The organism is Porphyromonas sp. COT-108 OH1349, assembly GCF_000768755.1.
GTDB classification, from domain to species: Bacteria; Bacteroidota; Bacteroidia; order Bacteroidales; family Porphyromonadaceae; genus Porphyromonas_A; species Porphyromonas_A canoris.
This window is the reverse complement of record NZ_JRAH01000031.1, coordinates 130,077-152,822: the sequence shown is the minus strand read 5'-3', so window position 1 is coordinate 152,822 and position 22,746 is coordinate 130,077. Positions and strand designations below refer to the sequence as shown.

The following is a 22,746-nucleotide window of genomic DNA, read 5'->3' as shown; positions in this document are numbered from 1 at the left end:
GAAATTTTTTTCAACCCTGCTTGCTTAAAAGGAGAGTGTAGAACCTGAAACTCTCTTCTTACTCGCCAAGAAACATCTTCATGTCTTCGTCCGGAGTGGTGATGCTGCCTATTCCGAAAGTCTGCACCAGCACGTTTGCCACGTTGGGAGACAGGAATGCAGGGAGAGTCGGTCCCAGATGAATGTTTTTCACCCCAAGTGAAAGAAGAGCCAGCAGTACTATGACGGCTTTCTGCTCGTACCATGCGATGTTGTAGGCAATGGGGAGATCGTTCACGTCATTCAGCTCAAATACCTCTTTCAGCTTCAAAGCAATCAGAGCCAGAGAGTAGCTGTCGTTGCACTGTCCGGCATCCAATACTCTCGGAATGCCGTTGATGTCTCCGAGCGGAAGCTTGTTGTATCTGTACTTGGCGCATCCGGCTGTGAGGATGACCGTGTCTTTAGGAAGTTTTTCTGCAAACTCCGTGTAGTAGCTTCTGCCTTTCATGCGTCCGTCGCATCCTGCCATGACGAAGAACTTACGTATAGCTCCGCTCTTTACCGCCTCTACCACCTTGTCTGCCAAAGCGAATACCTGTGCGTGGGCAAAGCCTCCGATGATCTCTCCCTGCTCTATCTCCACCGGAGGAGCGCAGCGTTTGGCGTGTTCGATAAGGGCGGAGAAGTCTTTTGCTTTACCCTCCTGTCTGTCTGCGATGTGCTTGAAGCCGGCAAATCCGGAAGCTCCGGTGGTGTAAACCCTGTCCGCATAAGTGGAAGTGCTGCGGGGCGGCACTATACAGTTGGTCGTGAACAGAATCACTCCGTTGAACGTTTCAAAATCTTCGTTCTGCTTCCACCACGCGCTGCCATAGTTACCGGCAAAGTGTTCGTACTTCTTAAAGGCAGGGTAATAGTGCGCCGGAAGCATTTCGCTATGGGTATAGACATCCACTCCCGTACCTTGAGTCTGCTCCAGCAGATCCTGCATATCTCTGAGGTCGTGCCCGGAGATGAGGATGCCCGGATTCTTTCTCACGCCGATATTAACCTTGGTTATCTCCGGGCTTCCGTAGGTTGTCGTGTTGGCTTTATCCAGTAGAGCCATCGTCTTTACGCCGTACTCACCACAGCGCAATACCCATCCCGTCAGCTCTTCCACCGATAGATCCTGTGTGGTGGCAACCAGAGCATCCTGCATGAAGATAAAGATCTCTTCCTGTTCAAAACCGAGATTGAAAGCGTGCTCGGCATAGGCAGCCATCCCTTTGAGTCCGTATATCAGAAGCTCTCTTAGCGATCTGACATCTACGTCTTCCGTTTGCAAAATGCCCACTGTTGCTGCTTTGGCTTCCATCTCTTCCACGCTTTCTGCTCGCCATGAAAGGCTGTCCGATCCTCTCTCTTCCGGGACAGAGCCCAATGCTTCAAGCAGCTCGTCCCGTAGAGAAAGGGCTTCGTGAACACGTTTGACAAATCTCTCTTTGTCAAAGTTGGCATTCGTGATGGTCATGAATAGCGACTCCATCACAAACCGATTTGCTTTTGCCGGAACCTTTTCCCCCTTCTCACGAAGAGCAGATGCAAGGACGGATATTCCTTTCAGTAAGAAGACCAAAAGGTCTTGAAGGTTGGCAACATCGGGAGTCTTACCGCATACTCCACGCACTGTACAGCCTCTGTTTTGGGCTGTTTCCTGACACTGAAAACAAAACATACTCATTTCTTTCTGACTGTTTAGGTTGTAATTCTAACTATGTATGGCAAAAGTATAGTGTCGGCATGAGTCTTCTCGTGATAATTATCACACAGAAGAGTAGAATATTATGTACCTTCGCAAAAAGGGATAAGTTATGGAAACACCGGATATACGTTTTTTCTGCACGCAATGCAGTAGTGGCGCAGAGGGAGAAACCTATGAGCTGAGCTGTGAGATACCGCATGTGGTAAAGCACTACAAGAAAGGAGAGTACATTGCATATCAGGGAGACAGAGTGGATCATCTCTATATGCTTACGAAAGGAAGGGTCAAGACCGAGCTTGTTTCCGATCCGGGTCTTACTCTGCATATCGACGAGATCAAAGCTCCCTACCCTTTGGCGGCAGTCTTTCTCTTTGCCAGAGAAAACTACTTCCCCGTGGATGTGATCGCCTTGGAGGAGTCGGAGATTGTGCTTTACTCGAAAGAGACCATAGAGAAACAGATGGCGAAGTGTCCCTATTTCTTTCGAGGCTTTATGGCATTCACCGCCGACCGGATGCAGTTTCTATCCGAAAGACTGAAGATATTCTCCATCAAAAGCATCAAGGCCAAGTTTGCCTTTTATATCTCCAAGCGGTCGAAAAATGGCGTCTTCGAGCTTGGGCGGAGCGTTACATCCCTTGCGGAATATTTTGGTGTGGAGCGTCCCTCTCTTTCCAGGGCTATCTCCGAAATGACGAAAGAGGGTATCATCGAGTTCGACCGGGGAAAAGGGCGCATTTTGAAGTATGATCAGATAAGAATGATGCTTTAATGCGCCAAGAACGCTTGTTTCAGCCGATTTTTACCTACTTTTGTTGGTAGAGCTGCCTCGCAGACGAAGTCATCATTGGATGTTGAAACCAAATAACTATCATCTATGAAAAAAACGTTACTCTTTTTATGTGCATTTCTTTTCCCTACACTGCTATTGGCACAGAGCAGAGAAACAAAAAGTCGATGGGGAATAGAGCTTGGTATGCAGAACAATGTCTACTACGAACATTCTCTTTCGGATGCTTTTGCTATCAAGACCGGAGTGGGATACGATGTTGCTTTTCTCTTTATGAAAGATAAGGTGGGCTTCAACGGTCTTAACCCTGCCATCCGAATCTCACCACGCTGGTACTACGGTGGAGACCGCTCCGGCTATTTTGCTTTGGACCTTTACGGTATCACTCATCTGGGGGGCTTTGCTCTTCCGGAGGTGGATAAGAAGCTTTTCCTACACGCCTATGGCGCAATGCCTGCGTGGGGGTATAATCTCCGCATCACCGATAATTTTTATTTCAAAAGCAAGATCGGAGTGTTTATCGGAGCTGCTCATACGGCATATTCCGAAATGCTCAAGAGAGACTATCTTGAACTTAGCTACGGTGCCATGGTAGACGTAGGTATCGGTTACAGGTTCTGACGGATTTTCATCGCATATAGAGAAAGCCCATCCGGATAAGGAGTTTTTCCTGTCCGGGTGGGCTTTCTGCATGAAGAGGGATAAGATGGTTTCGGGTGTGCGTCGCTCTCTTTCTCTTTCTCCTTTAACCTTCTGTTTTTAACGGCAATAAAAATCTCTTTAATCGGGTTCAAAAAATGGTCTGAACCGCTTTGGGGATTAAGATCAAGGCTCTATCTGTACGCATCAAGCTTTGGTTTCTACACTTCAAGCTTCGATAGCTACAAATAGAGCCTTGATTTGGAATATTTTTAAGCCTCGGACAAACTTTTTAATCTGTTTATCCTTTGTTCCGAACGGGTTCGGAGCAGTTTGTCATCAGCCTTATCGGATATTACATACCTGTATTGGGGAGATCCGTACTGCTGCTTGCCTTAGACAAGTCGTCGTTCACGATGGTCTTCGATGTCTTCTTCACTTGTCCCTTCATGCTTCCGAACTTAAATGTAAGTCCGAGAGAGATACGGCGGATAGGCACTTGGATGTGATTGACATTCTTGAATGCTCCTACTCTTGACTCTATCTTCAAGTCCAAAGTCTCCATAAACGGAGACACGGCAGAGAGTGTAAGGGTGAGTCTGTCCTTCATAAACTGCTTGGTAAGAGACAGCGAGTGGATGAAGTGATCCCCCATGGTGGTCTGCAACATCTTTTGCTTACTCAAATAGAAGAGGTTCACGTTGAAGCCGAAACTCTTCGGAAGCGTAATCATACCATTGATATTACCGGAGAAGCTCACGCTTGAAAACTCCGGCAGATTCAGTTCGCGAGAAATACCATTGACGTCCACGCTCTTGGTTGCTCCGCGTGAGGTGTGCGAGAGATTGGCAAAGCCGGAGAGCCTTAACCAGTTGGTCGGAGTGAGCGTAGAGTAAACGTTGGCACTGACACGATGTGTAGGCGATTTGAGGTTGCCGAACGTGGAGATCAGCACATTGGATCCGTCCTCTTTGTAGATAACGCTCTCGATGTTGTTGTACTGCAAAGAGTAGTCTGCTCCGGCATTGATCATGTATCTCGTACCCATGTGTGTGACGGAGAGATTAAAGTTCCGGATGCGTGACGGATCAAGGTTCGGGTTACCCTTGCTAAGGCTTGTCTCGGAAGAGTTGATCTCGAACGGACTCAACTGTCTCAACGATGGTCTTACCACCATCTCCTTATAACCGAAGCGTGTTTGCAGGGCAGGCGAGGGGACATAGCCGATAGAGAGTTGAGGAATGACGTCCGTGAAGCCGCGATTGATGCGAGACGATTCGAGGTTCTTATACTGCGCCTTGATCCAGTTTCTCTCTGCACGCAGACCGGCATTTATAGAAAGAGGTCCATCCGAATAGCTGTAAGAGGCATATCCTGCCAAGACCACGTTTTTGTGTAGCAAGCCATTGCGAGCATATTCAGTGGCATAGTAGCTTCCCGGAACCCATTTGTTCTGGTTATCCAATATCTCGTAGACAGGAGATGTTTCGTTGTCGCGGTGAATATATTTCGTACCCACTTCTGCTTTGTGCTTGCCTATCGGGAGCGTGTAGTCCAATTGCCCGGTATGCTCTTTCATGGCATCATTGCTCTTCATACGCTCCGAACGTTTCAGAGAAGGAAGTTCGATCAAGTTGTAGAAATAGTTCGGAGTGATGGTGTACCTGTATGAGAAGGTGAAGAGCTCGCCCTGTCTCGAAGTGGAGCGCTGATAGTCCAACGATGTGTTCAGCTCATCGAAGCGAACTTTGTCTTGGCTGTTTTTTTTGCTTCTCTGCTCTACCGGAAGAGGTCTGAATATATCTGTTTGAGAGTCTGCACCGGTATGGATATTGGAGATGGCTGTTGTCCATGTGAGCAGATTCTTGTCGTCTATCTCGTAAGAGAGCAGGATATTTCCTCTCAGACCATTCATGCTACGTTTTTGGCGTGCATCTTCCGCGAGCAGAAGAGTGTTGCCTTGCATCTGCTCCATAAGTATGCTCATATCCGTCTCATTATTAAACGATGAGAGATTTGCCGTTGCTCCAAACTTCTTAATCTTGGAAGAGAGATAGAGCGAACCGCCATAAGTGGTCGGATAACCGCCGTTGAGACTGATGGTTGCCATGGTTCCGTCCGCAGACATCTGCGCTGTAATGATGTTCAGTACCGCACCAACGCCTTCGGCGTCATACTTTACGCCCGGATCGGTAATGAGTTCTATCTTCTGAATGCTCGATGCCGGCATGGACTTCAGAACCTCTTTCGGGTTGGAGTCTATAAGCGGATTGGGCTTGCCGTTAATAAGGATCTTGAAGTTGGAAGAGCCTTTTACCTGAATATTTTCCTGTCCATCCACCGTAACAAGGGGCACTTTGCGCAACATGCTTAGAAGGTCTTGCGCAGAGGCTTCAGGGTCTTTGTCTACGGAATAGTCTATTTTATCCCCTTTTACAGAGATAAGCTGGCGGATGTGAACAACCTTTACCTCCTCTAATTCGATAGGAGTCTCTTCCAATGCCAATCTGCCAAGAGCAATCAGCTTCTGCCCGTTGGAGACTTTTGGCAGTTCATTCAGAAGAGACTTGAAGCCCGAAGATTGGATGAAGACATAGTTCTCTTTCTTTGGGACGAAAGCTATTCGGAACTCTCCCTTGCCGTCTGTAACCTGTCTGTATAGCAGGGTGTCCTTATCCTCTATACATCTTATTGTTACTTTTGCAAAAGGCACAGGCTGCCCTTTTGCGGCTTCGGTTACTTGCCCTGATGCGATGACCTGTTGGGCAAAAAGAGCGTTGCTGCCGATAAAAAATACCAGCAACGCTAACATGGTTAAGCGTTTCATACGGTTATAAAAGTGATAAATACAAAAAATCAAAGTGAGTAACCAACAGTGTCAAAAGACATCGTTGATCACTATCGGCTTTTTGCCGGAACGGCGTATTATAAGCAGATTACCCGTTCTATATGTTATGTAGAGGCGAAAGTGCCCCAGAGCTTTGGAGTAGAAGTAGCCCCAGTAACCAAAGATACCGCCTGAGGCACATGTGCGAATGGCTCCCTCAAGAATATCCATCGGTACCTGATCTATGGTTGCACTGCTCAGGTCTATCACCTTCTTGTGCAAAAGTTTTCCGATGACTATGCTGTTGGGAGTCCGCTGAATATAGATGGGAGCCAAAAAGATAAGTACTCCGAAAAATAGAAGTATGGCTACAAGCGATGCTTTTGCTATAAATGTCCCGGAAGGGAAAAGAAAAACGAACAGCAGGATGATAAATACATACGTCAGCATGGTTATTATCCGAGCAAGCTTGTCCATCTTCAGATAGTGTTTTTGGTAAGTTCCCATCTTGGCCTGTTTATTATGGGTTAGACTACTTTTCTCGCATAAAGATATTTATTGGCGTGCCGGAAAACTCCCAGTTTTCCCTTATCTTATTTTCCAAAAAGCGTTTGTACGGCTCTTTTACCCACTGCGGAAGGTTGCAGAAAAACACAAAAGAAGGCACAGAGACCTGTGGGAGCATCGTGATGTACTTGATCTTTATGTACTTTCCTTTGGTTGCGGGAGGTGGTGTTTTCTCTATAATCGGAAGGAGGATCTCGTTGAGCTTGGCTGTTGAGATACGTTTCTTCCGTCTGTTAAAGACCTCTTGCACTGTGTCCAATACCTTCATGATGCGCTGCTTATTGGTAGCGGAGATGAAGAGAATGGGAAAATCGGTAAACGGAGCCATCCTTTCACGGATCACTCTTTGGTAATAGTCTATCGCCTTCTGGCTTTTGTCCTCCACGAGATCCCATTTGTTCACGCAGACTACAAGCCCTTTCTTGTTTTTCTGCACCACCGAGAAGATGTTCATATCCTGACTCTCTATCCCTTTCGAGCCGTCTATCATCAGCACACACACGTCGCTGTTCTCTATGGCTCGTATGGAGCGGATCACGGAGTAGTACTCCAAGTCTTCGTTCACCTTACCTTTCTTGCGCATTCCTGCGGTATCTACCAGATAGAAGTTGTGCCCGAACTTGTTGTAGTGCGTGTATATCGAATCTCTTGTCGTACCTGCGACATCTGTAACGATATGTCTGTCTTCATTGAGAAACGCATTGATGAGAGAGGACTTCCCTGCATTGGGACGTCCGACGATAGCTATTCGAGGGATGTTCTCTTCGACTTCTTCGTCCGGTTTGGATTCGGGTAGCAGCTTCACCATAGCATCCAGGAGGTCTCCCGTTCCGGATCCGTTGATTGCGGAGATGCAGTATGGATCTCCCAGACCAAAGCGATAAAACTCCGCGGCATACACCTGCATCGAAAAGTTGTCTGCCTTATTGGCTACCAGCATTACCGGCTTCTTTGTTCGTCTCAGTATGTTTGCCACCGCATCATCCATATCCGTAATGCCCTCATTGACATCAAGAACGAAAAGGATAAGGTCGGCTTCGTCTATCGCTACCTGTACTTGTTTGTTGATCTCATCCTCGAAAATATCTTCGCTATGCACTACCCATCCGCCGGTATCCACTACCGAGAAAGAGGTGCCACACCATTCTGCCTTTCCATACTGGCGGTCTCGTGTTGTGCCGGCAACGTCTGTCACTATTGCGTCTCTTGTTTTGGTCAGTCTGTTGAACAGTGTGCTCTTGCCTACATTCGGGCGTCCTACTATTGCTATAAGGTTACTCATATCTTTCTTCTTATGTTTATCGTTTGGTATGTCAGTCTATCTTGTATCCGTAGGCACGCAGGAAGTTGTCTCTGTTGCGCCAATCTTTCTCCACTTTGACATACGTTTCCAGGAAGATCTTCTTCTCGAAGAACTTCTCCAAATCTTTTCTTGCCATTGCTCCTACCTTTTTCAGGGCTTGTCCTCCATGCCCTATCACGATTCCTTTTTGGCTGTCGCGTTCTACAACGATTACGGCTCGTATGCGGATCAGAGCATCTTCCTCTTTGAACTCTTCTACAACCACTTCTGTAGAATAAGGTATCTCCTTCTGATAGTAGAGCAGTATCTTTTCTCGAATGATCTCCGTTACAAAAAACCTTGCAGGCTTATCGGTTAAAGCATCTTTATCAAAATATGGAGGGGATAATGGTATCAAATCCTCTATCCTTTTCTTAAGCTGCTCCATGTTGAACTTGTGCAGAGCGGAAGCCGGGAATATTTCGGCTTTGGGCAAAAGCTCTTTCCACTCCGATATGAGAGCTTCCAAGCCCTCTTGTGTAGTGAGATCTATCTTGTTGATGACCAATAAGACGGGACACTCCAACGATGCAACTCTTCGCAGGAATGTGTCGTGCTTGGTGGGTTTCTCCACTGTGTCTGTAACGTAAACTAACACATCGGCATCACCCAAAGCACTTTCCGAAAACTCCAACATGCTCTCCTGCATCTTGTAGTTGGGCTTCAGCACACCCGGCGTATCGGAGTAGACGATCTGCAAAAGGGGAGTATTGACAATCCCCATAATGCGGTGGCGAGTGGTTTGAGCCTTGGACGTGATGATCGAAATCTTTTCTCCGACAAGGATATTCATCAGCGTGGATTTCCCCACATTCGGATTTCCCACAATGTTTACGAAGCCGGAGCGATGTTCGCTGCTTACTCCCCCAAGCATTTCTGTTATTTTATCCATCTTATAAAGCCTGTATTTCTTTTCAAAAGTACAAAAATAGTCTGAGACTGAGAGGCTATCTCGGTGTTGTTCCAAAGAATAACGCATTTATCGAACTTCTTTCCCGGGAAATTTCTATCCCTTTTCGCCAAGCAGTTTTTATCTTCTCTTCGGAGCGGGAAAGTGTAAATCCGTTTCACTGCATCCCATTCAAAAAGAGACATTTCAGCGGTCTGCTATTGCGTAAATATTTGTAACTTTGGAACCTGTTCGGAGAGAGGTCATTGCCTCTCCGCTCTCAAGAATAAGAATATAAGAGAAAGGTAAAGATAATTATGGCAAAAGAACTAAAAGAACTCACTTCACGTGCCACAAACTATTCGCAGTGGTATCAGGATCTTGTGATTAAAGCAGACTTGGCAGAAAGCTCTGCCGTGCGCGGCTGTATGGTGATAAAGCCCTACGGATACGCCATTTGGGAGAAGATGCAACGCGTTTTGGACGATATGTTCAAGGCTGAAGGTGTACAGAATGCTTACTTCCCGCTCTTTATCCCGAAGTCTTTCCTCTCCAAAGAGGCGGATCACGTAGAGGGTTTTGCCAAGGAGTGTGCCGTAGTTACTCACTATCGTCTGAAAAATAATCCCGACGGCACCGGTGTGATAGTGGATCCGGAGGCTCGTCTGGAAGAGGAGCTTATCGTCCGTCCGACGTCTGAGACCATCATCTGGAGCACTTATAAAAACTGGATTCAGAGCTATCGCGACCTTCCTTTGCTCTGTAACCAGTGGGCAAATGTGGTGCGTTGGGAGATGCGTACACGCTTGTTCTTGCGTACCGCAGAGTTTTTGTGGCAAGAAGGACACACGGCACACGCCACCGAAGAAGAGGCTCTGAAGATGACCCGAACTATGATAGATGTTTACGGAACATTTGCGGAGAAATACATGGCAATGCCCGTGATAAAGGGATGCAAGAGTGCCAACGAACGTTTTGCCGGAGCACTCGACACTTATACCATAGAAGCGTTGATGCAGGATGGTAAAGCCCTTCAGAGCGGGACTTCTCACTTCCTCGGACAAAACTTTGCCAAGGCTTTCGATGTTCAGTTTACGAGCAAAGAGGGTAAGGCGGAGTATGTTTGGGCAACCTCTTGGGGCGTTTCGACACGCCTTATGGGTGCTCTCATCATGACCCACTCCGATGACAACGGGCTGGTATTGCCTCCGCGATTGGCTCCGATCCAGGTGGTGATAGTGCCTATCTACAAGAACATGGAGATGCTTCAAGCCATAGACGAAAAAGTGGCTCCGGTGGTGGAAGAACTCAAAAAGCGCGGAATATCGGTAAGATACGACAACTCGGACAACAAGAAGCCGGGCTGGAAGTTTGCTGAATATGAGCTGAAAGGAATACCCGTGCGCCTTGCCTTGGGCGGAAGAGATCTCGAAAACGGCACCGTGGAGGTGATGCGCAGAGACACGTTGGAGAAAGAGACAAGATCTTTCGACGGTATTGCAGACTATGTGGAGACTCTGCTCGGAGACATACAGCAAAACATTTTCCAAAAGGCTCTCGACTATCGTGCCACACACACCATAACGGTGGACAGCTACGAGGAGTTCAAGGAGAAGATAGAAGATGGCGGATTCATCCTTGCTCACTGGGACGGAACACCCGAAACGGAAGAGCTCATCAAGCAGGAAACCAAAGCCACCATCAGATGTATTCCTTTTGAAGGAGACACCACTCCGGGGCAGTGTATGGTTACGGGCAAACCATCCGCAAGGAGAGTGCTGTTTGCAAGATCTTACTAATAGCCGGAAGGCAGAGGTTAGCCGACACAACCTCAGAAATAGAAATGGGAGCCGACAGATCTGTCCGGCTCCCATTTTTTTGGATTACAAATAAAACTTTTGTGGAAGTTCTTTTTTTGAACAATAAGAGAACGTAGTTTTTTGCCTCTTTTCTGTCTACAAAGTTCGGGTATTTCCGCAAGTCTGCCAATACCCCGAAAGAGTGATTTTCCTCTTTATAAACAGCCCGAAAGGGCAATCCTCTAACAGATATTTCCTTTTTTGCCCGATTTCGAGGACGCCCTCGGACGTTCCACTCCATACACTCTTCCGCCGCCGAGAACAGATTTACCTCCTTCTCCCGAAGCCTTTGGGAGGGGAAAAATTTCCATGCGCACAGAAAAAAAATTACGTGCGCACGAAAAAAAATTTACGTGCGCACAAAAAAATATTTACGTGCGCACGAAAAAAAATTTACGTGCGCACGAAAAAAAATTTACGTGCGCACAGAAAAAAATTTACGTGCGCACAAAAAAATATTTACGTGCGCACAAAAAAATATTTACGTGCGCACGAAAATTTTGCTGCTTGCGGAAGGAGATTTTCAGATACAGCTTTTGCCTGAAATCTTTGGGGCTTTGACTGCGGATATAGAAAGAGAATCCCTCAGAAGTGGTTGGACAAAAAAACTTCTGAGGGATTCGTAAAGGAGCAGAAACTCCTTAATCACAAAGTATGTTGTTATTCGTATGGGATCTCTTCCTTCTTGCCGTCAAAAGAGATGGCGTAAGCCTTGCAGCTCTTGTCGAATGAGCCGGGAAGTACGAACTTAGGGCTGTTTGCCACACAGATGAGTCTGCCCGAAGCATTGTAGATCTCCACCGCGACATAGTCGCGCCAGCCGGAGTTTACTTCGAACATCGTGTGTCTGCCTTCCGTTACGACCCTGCTCTTTCCGCCCTTGGTGATACTCTTGCGGTCTCTGTAAATCTGCCAGTTGGAGTCCGAAATGTACTCTATGCGGTCTGTGATCTTCTTGAGACCGAGCTTGCTTATCTTCTGTTTGATTTCGGAAACAAGGGCTTCGGTTACCGTAACCATCTCCTTGCCATAGTCGTTCACTTCCCATGAACCGACGCGATAGAATCCCCAGCGTTCGCAGAACTCTGTCAGATCGTAACCCGCGGCACGAGAGGCACGAAGAGAATACTCGACCTGCGCCCGTCCGTTGTCTTCCGGATTGGGATCCGTGCGAGTATATTCGTAGAACTCTTTGTAGAAGTCTTTGTTTCCCAACACATTTGAGAAGTAGAGCTGAACCTGCCAGAATGGAACCAACTGACAGAAAACATCCGGGATGATGATATACGGACGCTGCTCCACGAAAGCGTAAGAGAATGCTTTGTCGTATCTGTTCACAAAACCATCGCCTTTGAGAAGATTTTCGTACTGGATGCGAGAGGGCTGCCCCCAAGATGTTTGAATGAACAGAGAGTGTACATTGGTCGTAACTTCGGTAGTACCTCTCCATTTGAAGCCTCTGGATGTCTGATGGATATGCCCCAGCTCGTGAGCAGGTCCCCAGATACTTTCCACAAGTTTATTGGGATCAAGGATGGTCGGAAGCGTACCAACACTATATGCTGTGCGGTACCCCGTTGCATACATATAAGAGTGGTACATGACGTGAAAGTAGGCGCGGTTACCATAAACACGATCGTACTTCTGAAGCCCCATGAAAACCTGTTCGTCCAAAACCAGTTTATCGTAAAGATCTATGAGTTTTTTACCATCTGCTCCGGTGAAAGAGCGATAGCTCTCAACGGGGAACGTCAGGTGAGCCTTTGTACCCACAATGTCAAAAAACTTGTTATGGTTTGCCTTCGCAAGCAGCTCGTTGTATCTTGAAGGTGCATGCTTCTGAACATCGTAGTAGCCTTGAACATTTCCGGTAGCAAAGTGAATCTTCACTTTAGGAGCATTGGCATACTCTTCCGTGTGGTATAATACATAGAGAAGTCCATCTGCATCCGCTTTGATTTTGTTGGCTCCCTCTTGTAGAGAGTAGACATAATTGTCGTTGTAGCCATCTCCATTCGGTTTGTCCAAATTAAGCAGACGCAGACTCAAAGTCTGTCCACCAGTCTTTCCGACAAATACGATAATGTTTTCGCCTCTGTTTACAGCAATTCCGGTAGGGTTATCCAAAAGACTGTAAGTACCGGTTCTGTTTATTTTTGCCTGAGTAGAGGGGTGAGGCCATGCACGGAAAGAGTCGATACGAAACTCTTTCGGATAAGTGCCCTTGTACAGATAGTAGGCGATCTGGCGGTAGAGATCATTCTCTATATTCATGATCTGAGACTCGGTTATACCTTGTTTAAGCTCCGAACACGTAATATCCGTAAAGATCGTTGTGGGATCAAACTTATCGGGATTGATACGGTAGAACTCCATTTCGGAGCATGCTGCAAAACCGTTTCCATCTCCATGTCCGGAGAGCACAACGAATCTTATCGCTGAAGGTTGTATCAAGGGCTTATCAAATATAATCTTTGCAGGATTGGAAGAGCCCTTAAAATCGTGTGTGATGAGCTTCTTGAACTCGTTGCTTCCATCCGATTTTGCCCAGATTTCCACAAGCTTAAAGTGCCCGTTTTGAGCATCTTTTCTTGGATGATAGATGAGGTAATCTACCCGTGGTTGGTCCTTGAAATTGTACTCCAAAGTGATAGGAAAATAGTTAGGTGCGGTATTCGACCACGATGAATGGTAGATTGTTGTATAGTTATTGTCAAAAGAGTTTTCTATCGGAGTGCCATTCTGTACGGATGAAGCGTAACCCGAAAATACCGGGACTTTGATGTCTTCATCTATGGTGCCGGAAGTCTTGCCATCGTAGCCGTTATCTCCTTTCTGGGTAATGGTAATCTTTGTCTGGGCAATAGGAGTAGTCCCGACCGTTTGAAGCACTAGCTCTGCTTTTCGTTCTGCTCCTTTATTCCAATCCGCCTCGATATAAAGCTCTTTCGGCTCTACAGTGGCTATGCTCTTGTATGCTTTTATCCAAGAGATGTCCGAAGGTATTACCACCTCATACTCTGCATTGGTGTAGATGCCGACAGTGCTCTTGCCTCCTCCTTTCTCGATAAGAAGCGTGGTGGTAGAGGCTTCCACAAAAGGTCCTTGCGCAGCCTGCTTTACATTGATCGTTGCAGAGACTCCCATTCCACTCAATGTGAGCTGAGCGGAACGCTCTTCTCCGGTGTTCTTTGTTACTGTAATGGAGAGACGGTTACGCAATCCTCTTGCGGATAGCCATGATGAGGCAGAAGAGGGAACAGATACTTTCCACTCCGGGATATTGGTTGCGATGGGAATTTCTTTGGTCTGCTCCTCCGAAGATAAGGCTACTTGCGTATTTTCTTTCAGGTCAAAAGCATAGACTTCGTTCTTGTTTTTGTCTTTGCATGAGGATGCCGAGAAAGACACGAACAGGAACGAAAACAGCAGGAGAAATAGTGTTTTCTTCATGAAAAATGGTTGCGAATTCTTTTGTGAAACTAAATAATGTGCTAAAAATGCTTCCGCAAAAGTATATATAAATAATGAGATGTCAAAGGGATAAGATGCTTGTTTGCAAACTTATAGAGTTAAAGAGGAAATTGTTTTTGTTAAATATATAGAGGAGGGATATTCTATTTCTGCTTTTTCTTGACAGAGAAGCAGTATAATAAAATAAAGGCTGAACTCCCAATAGGAAGTTCAGCCCTCGTTATCTTGTTGATTCTACTTCTTTATTTGTATGAGAAGAAACCCTCTCCGGTCTTACGTCCAAGGAGATTGGCCCGTACCATCTTGCGAAGAAGCGGATGTGGACGATACTTGCTATCTCCGAACTCATGATAAAGCACTTCCATGATGGCAAGACAAACATCCAATCCGATAAGATCTGCCAGCGCCAACGGACCAATAGGATGCCCGGCGCCAAGCTTCATCGCTTCGTCTATCTCTTCTTTGGAGGCTACTCCTTCTGCCAATGCTCCGATTCCTTCGTTGATCATAGGAATGAGCAGACGATTTACAAGAAATCCCGGTGCTTCGTTTACTTCAACGGGAACTTTTCCGATCTTTTCTGCCACTCCCTTTACACAGGCAAAGACATCATCGGAAGTGAGTTGACCTCGAATCACTTCGACGAGTTTGAGCACAGGAACAGGATTGAAGAAGTGCATACCGATAACTTTCTCCGGTCTCTTTGTGCAAGCAGCAATCTCTGTGATAGAGAGTGAAGAGGAGTTTGTGGCAAGAATAGTCTCCGGCTTGCAAGCCTTATCAAGTTCCTTAAAAACACGCTTCTTGAGTTCTATATTCTCTGCTATGGCTTCCACCACAAGAGATGCATCTGCTATATCTTCGTAGATGAGTGTAGTGGAGATGCGAGAAAGGATACTGCTTTTCTCCTCTTCCGTGATGGTCTTCTTGGATACGAGTTTGGCAAGAGAAATGCCTATATTGGTTATCGCACGATCCAATACCTCTTGGGAAAGGTCTTTCATGACCACCTGATAACCACCTTGAGCAAAGGCTTGTGCTATGCCATTGCCCATGGTTCCGGTTCCTATTACTGCTATCTTCATATCTTATGAATGTTGATGGTTATTGTTTTATCTGCCTTTAAATACGACCTTCTCTTTTTTTAGGAATGCTTCCATTCCGCGTTTCTGATCTTCTGTCTCAAAACATCGGGCAAAAAGATCAACTTCAAGCTCTATTCCTTCTTCTATACTCAAGTCCCAGCCTTCATTGATAGCTCTCTTGGAGAGATGTACAGCGATAGGGGCTTTCTTTGCAATGAGTCTTGCCAGAAGGATAGCTTCCTGCATGAGTGTCTCATGAGGCACAACGGTGTTGATGAGACCGATACGTTCTGCTTCTTCAGCACCGATGATTTTTCCGGTAAAGATAAGCTCTTTAGCCTTACAAAAACCGATGGCTCTGGCCAAGCGTTGAGTGCCCGAAAAACCGGGAGTTATACCGAGCCCCACTTCTGGTTGCCCAAACTTGGCTTTATCGGATGCAAGACGAATATCACAAGCCAAAACGAGTTCGCAACCACCACCCAAAGCAAAGCCGTTTACTGCAGCAATAACAGGTTTAGGAGAAGTCTCTATACGACGAAAGACAGCTGCACCAAGCGTACCAAACTCTTTAGCTTCCACATGATTCATCTTACTCATAGCCTGTATATCCGCTCCGGCAACAAAGGCTCGGTCCGTACCGGTGAGAATGATCACCCGAACCTCTTCATTCTGCTCTACCTCCTCAAAGCAAAGAATGAGCTCTTTTATCAGAACAGTATGAAGAGCATTAAGTGTTTTGACATCCTCTATGCGAAGAATTGCTACATGTCCATCTATTTCTGTATGTACGTGGCTCATGCAGAATTTATTTTATCGACTTAATGATAACGGCTGTCCCCATACCTCCTCCGATGCAGAGAGAGGCGAGACCATACTCTTTGCCATATCTCTTAAGTTCGTGTACGAGGGATACAAGGATTCTGTTTCCGCTTGCACCGATGGGATGACCTAAAGCGATCGCCCCACCATGAATATTGGTGCGTTCGTCAATCCATTCACGAGAAACTCCATGTTCTTCCATCAATCCTTTTATTACTCCAAGAGATTGTGCTGCAAATGCTTCGTTAAGCTCTATGATCTCCATATCGGATAATTTCATGCCTGCACGTTGCAAAGCACAACGGATAGCGGGAACAGGACCAAGCCCCATCACTTGAGGATCTACTCCACCTTCTCCAAACGCTACAATCTCAGCAAGGGGGGTAAGATTGTACCTCTTTACCGCTTCTTCATCTGCCAACATCACAAAAGAAGCTCCATCATTCAAGCCGGAAGCATTACCGGCAGTTACAGTCCCCTCTTTCTTGAATGCAGGACGCAACTTGCCTAACTTCTCCAAAGAAGAACCTCTATTGGGAAATTCATCTTTTTCAAACAAGATGGTCTCTTTCTTGGTTACGATTTCAATCGGTACGATTTCTTCTTTGAACTTGTCTTCATCGACCGCTGCAATAGCCTTTTCTTGGGAAAGTATTGCAAAACGATCTTGATCTTCTCTTGAGATGCCGCACTGTTCTGCTATGTTTTCTGCAGTAATCCCCATATGATAGTTGTGATAAGCATCTGTAAGACCATCATTTACCATGTGATCTATAGCTTGAAGATTGCCCATCTTAAAGCCGGAACGTACATCTCCAGAAAGAATAAAACCTGCATTTGTCATGGATTCAGTTCCACCTGCAATCACCACGGAAGCAAACCCTGCCATGATGTCTGTAACACCATTCATCACAGCTTTCATACCGCTCCCACACACCATATTTATAGAGTAGGCGGTCTTTTCTTGTGGGATACCTCCCAAAATGGCACACTGACGAGCTACGCCCTGTTTCTGTCCGGCAGAAAGAACATTTCCTGCAATGAGAGTATCTACAACGGAAGGATCAATCTTAGTCTCTTCCAAGATATTGCTAACAACCATTGCTCCAAGTTGAGCAGGGCTGAATGGGGATAGGCTACCCATGAATTTGCCTATAGGTGTGCGCTTTGCAGCAACAATAAATACTTTTTTCATCTGTATAATGTTATAATATCTTTTTCTAAGACTCTTCTTAGCATTAAACTGCGATAGTTTTAATATTCTCTCTGAAGATGAGCGGAGCTGCTGTGGCTGCTTCTACATCTTCTTTGGTAAACTCAGGATGTATTTCTGCTACTTCCAGACCTCTTTCAGTAACAAAAATAACACACATTTCTGTAATAATCATGTCGACCGCTTCTTTTGCCGTAAGAGGAAGAGTACACTCCGTCATAATCTTAGGAGCACCTTTAGCTGTGTGTTCCATGGCAAGAATCACTTTACGTGTTCCTGTAAGAAGGTCCATTGCCCCTCCCATTCCCGGAACCATCTTTCCCGGGATATTCCAGTTGGCAAGATTTCCTTTTACATCGACTTGAAGTGCTCCCAAAATGCTAATATCTACGTGCCCTCCGCGAATTATGGCAAAAGATGTTGCACTATCAAAGGAGGCAGCTCCCACATCAGGAAGAATGGCACCACCTCCTGCATTGATGTAGTGAGGGTCTTCACTTCCCTCTTCCGGTGTGCGTCCCATACCTATAAGTCCATTTTCCGATTGCAAGTGTACCTTGATATCGGGACTGAGATAGTTTGGAACAAGAGTTGGAAGACCTATTCCTAAGTTTACCACATCACCGTCCTTTAATTCTTGAGCCACCCGGCGAGCAATGACTTCTCGTATCTGATTTTTATCCATAAGGTATAGGTTTTATTGTTTATTAAGTCTTCGGTCTAATTCTTGTGCAACAAAAGAAGCAACATCATCGGCATAAGTATTCATACCAAATCCGGCATCGTATCCTAACTCTTTTGCAAGCTCATGGGAGATACGAGGGCCTCCTGCACACAATATAACTTTATCTCTGAGACCTTCTGCCTCCAACATTTCCACTAACTCTATCATGTTTTTTATATGTACATCCTTTTGGGTAACGGTCTGTGAAACAAGAAGAGCATCCGCTCCTATCTCTATCGCTTTGGCTATAAAATCTTCATTTAATACCTGACTTCCCATATTGAGTGCTTCAAACATTTCGTAGCGTTCCAAACCATAGTGTCCTGCAAATCCTTTCATGTTCATGATTGCGTCAATACCCACTGTATGAGCATCCGTCCCCGTACTCGCACCTACCACAACAATTTTACGACCAATATGCTCTTTGATAAAGTCATCAGTCATTTGCATGTCCCACTTTTCAGAGTCAACCTTAGGAACATGAATCTGAGTGTAGTCAATTGTCACGGTAGAGCTGCCGTAGCAGTTGAAGAATGTAAATCCTTCCGTCAGTTCTTTGTGATACACTATTTGGGGATTGTCAAATCCCATTTTTCGTAAAAGTTGTTTTGCTGCTTCAATGGCTTCATCTCCGGCAGGTACCGGAAGAGTAAAACTGATTTGAGTTTTACCATCATTCATGGTATCTCCGTATGGCTTTATTTTAGTCAGATCCAGCGTTTGGTCGAAATCGTTGGCTTCTGTAGAATATAATCCTCCGCTCATGTAAATATACGATTGTTAGATGTTACTATTTTACCGGGTTCATAATCTCTATGAAAGGATTATAATAGTGTTCTCCCTTCATTACAACTCCTGCAAGACCTTTACCTCCATTCATAGGACGCTTTACATCTGCAAAGATTCCTTTCTCAATAGCAGTAAAAAGTCCTACTTTTTCGAGTTCATCCAGTAGTTTGATAGTCTTAGCCAAGACTTCTTTTGCTCTTGTTTGAATAATGCCTCCCTCCTTGTATTCCATCTCTTCTCCTATGGAACGCATGTTGTTGAAGATATATTTTGCATTTTCGATGGAAAGATATCTATCGCTCATAAATGGAGTATGGATAGCTTCGGTAGGCATTCCCAAGAGCTGAATACCTTGATGTGTCCAAATTCCAATCATATTAAACAGGGCATCTTGGAGGTGTCCTCTAAAGATATTTCCTGTCATAAACTTTGTCGGAGGCATATATTTTAGAGGAGCTTTTGGGAAGATCTCTCTTGTCATCTGTGCTTGAGCCAACTCATATAAGAAACCATTTTCAAGTTCTGGATCCATTTCAAAGGCATGACCGAGTCCCATTTGCTCTTCCGGAAGACCGGCAAGAAGTGCAAGCTGTTCATTGATGATATCAGAAGCCAATACCGTATGAGCTTCTTCTACTGCATCTGCAGTTGTGAGATAGTTGTCCTCTCCTGTATTTATAATAACTCCTGCAAAACCATTGATGACACGAGACATGAATTGGTCAACAAGAGTTCGTTGCATATTGATGTCGCGGAAGAGAATACCATAAAGCGCATCATTCAACATGACATCCAAGCCTTCCAATGCTCCCATTGCTGCAATCTCCGGCATACATAGTCCGGAACAATAGTTACAGAGACGAATGTATCGCCCGACTTCTTCTCCGACTTTGTCCAATGCTTGACGCATAATTCGGAAGTTTTCCTGAGTCGCAAATGTTCCTCCAAAACCTTCTGTCGTGGCACCATAAGGGACATAGTCGAGAAGACTCTGCCCAGTGGTACGAATTACGGCAATAATATCTGCTCCCTGCCTTGCAGCAGCTTCTGCTTGTACAACATCTTCGTATATATTACCGGTAGCAACAATCACATAGAGATAAGGCTTAGGACCTTCACCGATAGTAGCCAGATAGTGTTCTCTTTTCTTGCGTCTATCTGAAATCTTAGTGATACTTTCATCTACAGAAGGCTTCAGTGTCTTTGCTACTTCTTCTTTGGAAATGTAAGGGAAAGAAGTAATATCCATTTCTCCGGCTCCTACTTTTTCAGCGATCTGTTGGGCTGAAAGCTTGGTTGCAGCCATTGCATTCGCCAAAAAGAAGAGAACACCATGTTCTAATACCCCTTTGCTTTTAAGATCATCGACAAGAACATTGGGTAGAGGTACTCCATTAGCATCTACATTGTCCACACCTATGAGGCGGCAAAGTGTGCGTTCCACCGCCACAGTAGAGTAATCTTTTACGAAATCTTGCACTCCATCTGCAATCTTTCGAGCAACGCTTCTTGCGTACTCTACATCCTTAAAGTCTATTCCTAATTTACTTTTCTGCATCATTGCTACTGCTGATACTTTTATTTTATATGTTATTCTTCAAATGTCTTTTGACGTGTAGAAGCAATTCATCGTTTACTCCTACTATCTCAGCTATACGGATAGCCTCATGAGGCACATCTCGTGCTGTGGTCTCTTCTAATGAATAGTCTATATAATCATTTATATGCTCTACGCTTACTTTGCCGGAAGTACACCTTTCTTCTCTGAAACCTTTTACTCTAAGTTTTCTTACAGGCATATCTATGCCGTAGTGAGTGGTAATAACGGCACGTACATTCTCTTTTACCAAAAACTCCAACATTCCACATACAATGGCTTGTCCTTCTACCGGATTCGTTGTTCTTGCCAATTCGTCTATGAGGGCCAGCATAGACGTTCCCTTTTGTGCTTCTAAAACAATGTCGTTGACTTTTAGCATTTCAGAAGCATAAGAAGATAAGCCTCTGCTTTCATCTTCTCCGTCTCCGGATATTATGGCAATCCTTTTTACCGGAGCAACTGTTGCAGAGGTTGCCGGAATAAAAAATCCAAACTGTGTCAAGGTTTGTGCAAGAGCAATACTTTTCAGGAGAACACTCTTCCCGGCCATATTTGCTCCGGTAACCACGGTTGGACTTTGGGGTAAAACTACATCAACGGGCTGAAACCTTTTTCCTTTTTCCTCTAAGTAAGTACTGACTTCCGGATGGAATAGTCCCTCAAAATATGTCTTCTCCTCGACTATTGAAGGCTTGCAGAGGGTCATTTTGATCGCTTGCTTAGCTTTAGCCAATAAGAGATCCAAATGTCCCATTTCATTCAGAGCTACAACAAGGCTTGATGCATATTCTTGCAGTTTGGCTGTCAAGGTTGTACGAATGTCATCTTCAAGACGAACAGACTGAATACGTACACTCTCTATTTCCTCTTCCGGATAGCCCTTTTCTGCCATGTGTCGTATTTGAGCCCTTAGTGAAGCCAGAGTCGGAGAGTAAGAATCATAGATATAAAAATGAGGGATGCGTTTGCCTTCCGGGTCCAGCAAGTCAACAACAGGTTCCAAGTCAGGAACGAATAGGAAAGAAAGATTTAGCTGCTCTCCCAATTCCCGGCAGTGTACCGCTAATAGAGCCAAATTTTTTATCTCAAAGAGCTCTATATCGGTCAGTTGAACCTTTGCTGACAGGCTTGAAAGAGTTCCTTTGATATCTCTTAACTGCATCAACTTTACTTCCATGACAGTAACAGGTTCTTTGAATTCCGGAGAGAGTAATCTTTCTTTTAGCAACTCTACTTCAGAAAGAGCTTGTTCTATTTCTGTCTTATCGGTCAGGAACGGAGACTCTGAAAGGCATCTGCGCCCAACAGGAGAGAGAATGCTCAAATCCTCAAGCATAAAGCGAAATCCGCTTATCTCTTCTATCGCTTGCTTAATCGACATCATATTCTTTTAATATCATATACCGGGATTTGCAGAGCCTCTTGCATCTCTTCTTTCAGTAGATCCGAATTGAGGCAGATCCCATTTGGAGCCAGAGGATTTATGGTAACGGCTATGAGATTGGTTTGTTGAAGAGTTCTTACAATATTTCCTTCCCTTTCGTAGGCATCAAGGACATTGGGAGAGAGAAATAGCTTTGTAAAGTCTTGAACAATCAGCTCTACATTTCTTTTTTGTAATCTGAGAGTCTCCAAGAACTTATCACTTACCAACCCCGATACGTATATCCTATTCCCAAAACCAAATAGCTCTTTGGTGCTTTTCTCTGCCAAGAAAATCGACGGTATTCCCAAATCATGAATCGCATCATTTTCATCAACAGCCCAAATCCCTCCCGTTATGTTTGATAGGGATGAGGCTAAGGCAGATTCAATAGCCGAGATACCTATAAGCCGTTTTACAAACTGTGTTTGACGCACGAGTTGAGAAATGTTGGCAGAAAGAGCGGCTCCTGTTGCAAGTACCATGGCATCCGTTACAGCCGGAGAAGCCAAGCTCATACGGGAGAGAGCTCCATCTACCAATGTTGTCTCTATATTTAGTCCCTTTAGTCGCTTTATCAGTCTTTTTGTACCCGTCGTATTGGATGGACCTGAGATCAAACACTTCCCCGATAGTACGGAACGTGCTGTTATGAGTCTTCCCAAAGCCGTTTGTTCACTACTGACATCCAATATTTCGGAGATGAGCCTGCGCCTTTGATAGTGATTTTCAGAAGTAACAAAGGTCATCCCTTCATATATGGTTATTTCCGGCTTCGGTGTCCTGGTTACACGATCGGTATCTTCGCCATCCACCCCAATAGAAGTTAAAGCAATAGAGGTATCCATCGTGCTTATTCTACGAAGAATATAATTAAGACACTCTGTCTTTCCGGTATTCTTCTCCAAGCCAACGATGGATACACTCTCGTGCTCTAATATGTCTTTTATAAAAGGCATACTTTTAAGGGGGCATGG

At 45.2% G+C, this 22,746-nt stretch carries 17 protein-coding genes; 3 read left to right on the top strand and 14 right to left on the bottom strand.

Features of this window, described 5'->3' with window-relative positions:
- Positions 1-58 precede the first annotated feature (58 nt).
- Positions 59-1,699, bottom strand: a complete 1,641-nt coding sequence (gene hcp, locus JT26_RS07240) for a hydroxylamine reductase (RefSeq protein WP_200879746.1) — start codon at positions 1,697-1,699, stop codon at positions 59-61.
- A 136-nt stretch (positions 1,700-1,835) separates the two neighbouring features.
- On the opposite strand from hcp, the gene JT26_RS07235 reads away from it, so the two are divergent.
- Positions 1,836-2,498 (top strand): Crp/Fnr family transcriptional regulator, encoded by a 663-nt coding sequence (locus JT26_RS07235; RefSeq protein ID WP_036791100.1) that lies wholly within the window; start codon positions 1,836-1,838, stop codon positions 2,496-2,498.
- A 105-nt stretch (positions 2,499-2,603) separates the two neighbouring features.
- On the top strand, positions 2,604-3,137 hold the full coding sequence (locus tag JT26_RS07230) for a hypothetical protein (protein ID WP_036848220.1): 534 nt from the start codon (positions 2,604-2,606) through the stop codon (positions 3,135-3,137).
- Positions 3,138-3,510: 373 nt separating this feature from the next.
- Here JT26_RS07230 and JT26_RS07225 read toward each other — a convergent pair whose 3' ends face one another.
- From JT26_RS07225 to era, 4 genes are read right to left on the bottom strand one after another with little or no spacing between them, the layout of a single operon-like run.
- Positions 3,511-5,982, bottom strand: a complete 2,472-nt coding sequence (locus tag JT26_RS07225) for an outer membrane beta-barrel family protein (RefSeq protein ID WP_081966407.1) — start codon at positions 5,980-5,982, stop codon at positions 3,511-3,513.
- 51 nt (positions 5,983-6,033) lie between these two features.
- Positions 6,034-6,489 (bottom strand): hypothetical protein, encoded by a 456-nt coding sequence (locus tag JT26_RS07220; protein WP_036848216.1) that lies wholly within the window; start codon positions 6,487-6,489, stop codon positions 6,034-6,036.
- Positions 6,490-6,514: 25 nt separating this feature from the next.
- Positions 6,515-7,831 carry a ribosome biogenesis GTPase Der gene (der, locus tag JT26_RS07215; RefSeq protein ID WP_036848213.1) on the bottom strand — a complete coding sequence of 439 codons (1,317 nt, stop codon included), beginning with the start codon at positions 7,829-7,831 and terminating at the stop codon, positions 6,515-6,517.
- 31 nt (positions 7,832-7,862) lie between these two features.
- A complete protein-coding gene (era, locus tag JT26_RS07210; RefSeq protein WP_235300043.1) occupies positions 7,863-8,783 on the bottom strand; it encodes a GTPase Era in 921 nt (306 codons plus the stop codon).
- A 314-nt stretch (positions 8,784-9,097) separates the two neighbouring features.
- On the opposite strand from era, the gene proS reads away from it, so the two are divergent.
- A complete protein-coding gene (proS, locus tag JT26_RS07200) occupies positions 9,098-10,579 on the top strand; it encodes a proline--tRNA ligase (RefSeq protein WP_036791114.1) in 1,482 nt (493 codons plus the stop codon).
- Positions 10,580-11,299: 720 nt separating this feature from the next.
- Here proS and JT26_RS07190 read toward each other — a convergent pair.
- The 9 genes from JT26_RS07190 to JT26_RS07150 form a co-directional block, all read right to left on the bottom strand.
- Entirely contained in the window at positions 11,300-14,092 is a 2,793-nt protein-coding gene (locus JT26_RS07190) for a M60 family metallopeptidase (protein ID WP_036848205.1), read from the bottom strand.
- Positions 14,093-14,355: 263 nt separating this feature from the next.
- Entirely contained in the window at positions 14,356-15,198 is an 843-nt protein-coding gene (locus JT26_RS07185; protein ID WP_036848203.1) for a 3-hydroxybutyryl-CoA dehydrogenase, read from the bottom strand.
- Positions 15,199-15,225: 27 nt separating this feature from the next.
- The gene (locus tag JT26_RS07180; protein WP_036848201.1) at positions 15,226-15,999 is read right to left on the bottom strand and encodes an enoyl-CoA hydratase-related protein; all 774 of its coding nucleotides are present in this window, start codon (positions 15,997-15,999) and stop codon (positions 15,226-15,228) included.
- A gap of 7 nt (positions 16,000-16,006) precedes the next feature.
- Complete coding sequence (locus JT26_RS07175) at positions 16,007-17,215, bottom strand: acetyl-CoA C-acetyltransferase (protein WP_036848198.1); 1,209 nt, start codon at positions 17,213-17,215, stop codon at positions 16,007-16,009.
- A 43-nt stretch (positions 17,216-17,258) separates the two neighbouring features.
- Complete coding sequence (locus JT26_RS07170) at positions 17,259-17,918, bottom strand: 3-oxoacid CoA-transferase subunit B (protein ID WP_036848184.1); 660 nt, start codon at positions 17,916-17,918, stop codon at positions 17,259-17,261.
- Between the two features lie 12 nt (positions 17,919-17,930).
- Positions 17,931-18,722 (bottom strand): OAM dimerization domain-containing protein, encoded by a 792-nt coding sequence (locus tag JT26_RS07165; RefSeq protein ID WP_036791130.1) that lies wholly within the window; start codon positions 18,720-18,722, stop codon positions 17,931-17,933.
- 25 nt (positions 18,723-18,747) lie between these two features.
- Positions 18,748-20,304: a lysine 5,6-aminomutase subunit alpha gene (locus tag JT26_RS07160; RefSeq protein WP_036848507.1), complete on the bottom strand. Its 1,557-nt coding sequence runs from the start codon at positions 20,302-20,304 to the stop codon at positions 18,748-18,750.
- Between the two features lie 25 nt (positions 20,305-20,329).
- Positions 20,330-21,730, bottom strand: coding sequence for a hypothetical protein (locus tag JT26_RS07155; protein ID WP_036848181.1), 1,401 nt, complete (start codon positions 21,728-21,730; stop codon positions 20,330-20,332).
- Positions 21,727-22,728 carry a hypothetical protein gene (locus JT26_RS07150; protein WP_200879745.1) on the bottom strand — a complete coding sequence of 334 codons (1,002 nt, stop codon included), beginning with the start codon at positions 22,726-22,728 and terminating at the stop codon, positions 21,727-21,729. Before JT26_RS07150 ends, JT26_RS07155 begins: the two co-directional genes overlap by 4 nt.
- Positions 22,729-22,746 lie beyond the last annotated feature (18 nt).